Here is a 1,298-nt window from a genome sequence, read left to right on the forward strand (position 1 = left end):
CAGGGTTCCGGCAAAGTCGTTTGTGCTGGTCAAGGGAGTATTCCGTAGAGTGTGAGCGGTCGCGAGGTGTCGCGAGCGATGTGGCGGAGAGCTTGCGCGATGTTGGCGTGGCCTGCCGTGCGCAGCGCGCTGATGGCGAGGTTGCGCAAAGTGGCCATGGCCCGGGGTGCGGTGCCGGCGCGGACCCGGGAACGGTCCTCGTTGTAAGTGACGTCACGGACCCAGTGCAACCGGTTCTCAATGCACCAGTGCCCGCGCAGGAGCGCGGCGATGTCTGCGGGATGCGTGCCGGCGGGGAGACTGGTGACACCGTGGACGGTGTTGGCTTGCCGTCGCCCGGTCACTCGGTCGGTGCGGTAACGGGTGATCTGGAAAACCTGTGCCGCAGCGGGGAAATCGAGATCTGCCGGGGCGGGCAGCACCTCGATGGTGCGTTGCTCGGCGCGGCCGTGCCCGATTCCTGTGGTGGTGTGATGGGCGGCCTGCGGCCACGGCAATGCTGCCAGCCGGGCATGCAGCCGGTGCTGGTTTTCCTTGACCGTGAACACATAGCCCGCGCCGCGGCCGGCGAGATAGGCCGCGAGACCACGGGTGGTGTGCAGCGCGTCGGCAGTCACCACCACCCCGCCCAGGCCGATCCGATCAAGCAGGGGCTGCATCCACGCGATCTCGCTGGTCCCGGCCCTTACGTCCTGCTGGCCGAGGACGGTCCCGCTGTGATGTGTCAGCGCGGACAGCAGATGCATCCCGGCTCCGCCGGTGCGGGCGAAGGTGCCGCGCAGCGACTTGCCGTCCACCGCGATCGGCTCCGGCACGGTCCGCCCGGCGAGCCGGTGGTTGATCCAGGCGCTGATCACCTCGTCCAGGCGGTCACCGTCCACGACCGCGAGCGTCCGCCGCACGGTGGCTTCGTTCGGTGCCTGATGTCGCCCTGACCGGCGGCAGCATCGCGTCCCCAGCATCGCGAGTACCCGCTGGGGAGCGTCTGCGGCCCACTCCCCGATCGCGGTGAAGGACTGCGCTCCCGCGGCCACCGCCGCGGCCGCGATCACGAGGATCGACACCAGTGGATGCCGCACACCGCGGCGTTTCCGCGGGTCCGGCACCAGAGCCAGATATTTCCGCAGGTCAGCGACCCGATCAAGATCGTCGGGACCCAGCCGGTCCAGCAGGGCAGGAATACGCGAAAATGCAACAGCAGGCACGGCTCTCTCACAGATCATGGGCTTCGACAACCACATGATCACCAGAGCGGGCCGTGCCTGCCTGCAACGACACGACTTTGCCGGAACCCTGCC

1 protein-coding gene is annotated in these 1,298 nt (G+C 68.3%); it reads right to left on the bottom strand.

What is annotated here, in order from left to right:
- Positions 1 to 29: 29 nt before the first annotated feature.
- The coding region (locus ACWEF6_RS42890; protein WP_449688191.1) for an ISAs1 family transposase at positions 30 to 1,298 on the bottom strand (1,269 nt) is incomplete at its 5' end.

This window comes from Amycolatopsis sp. NPDC004772 (genome assembly GCF_053601215.1).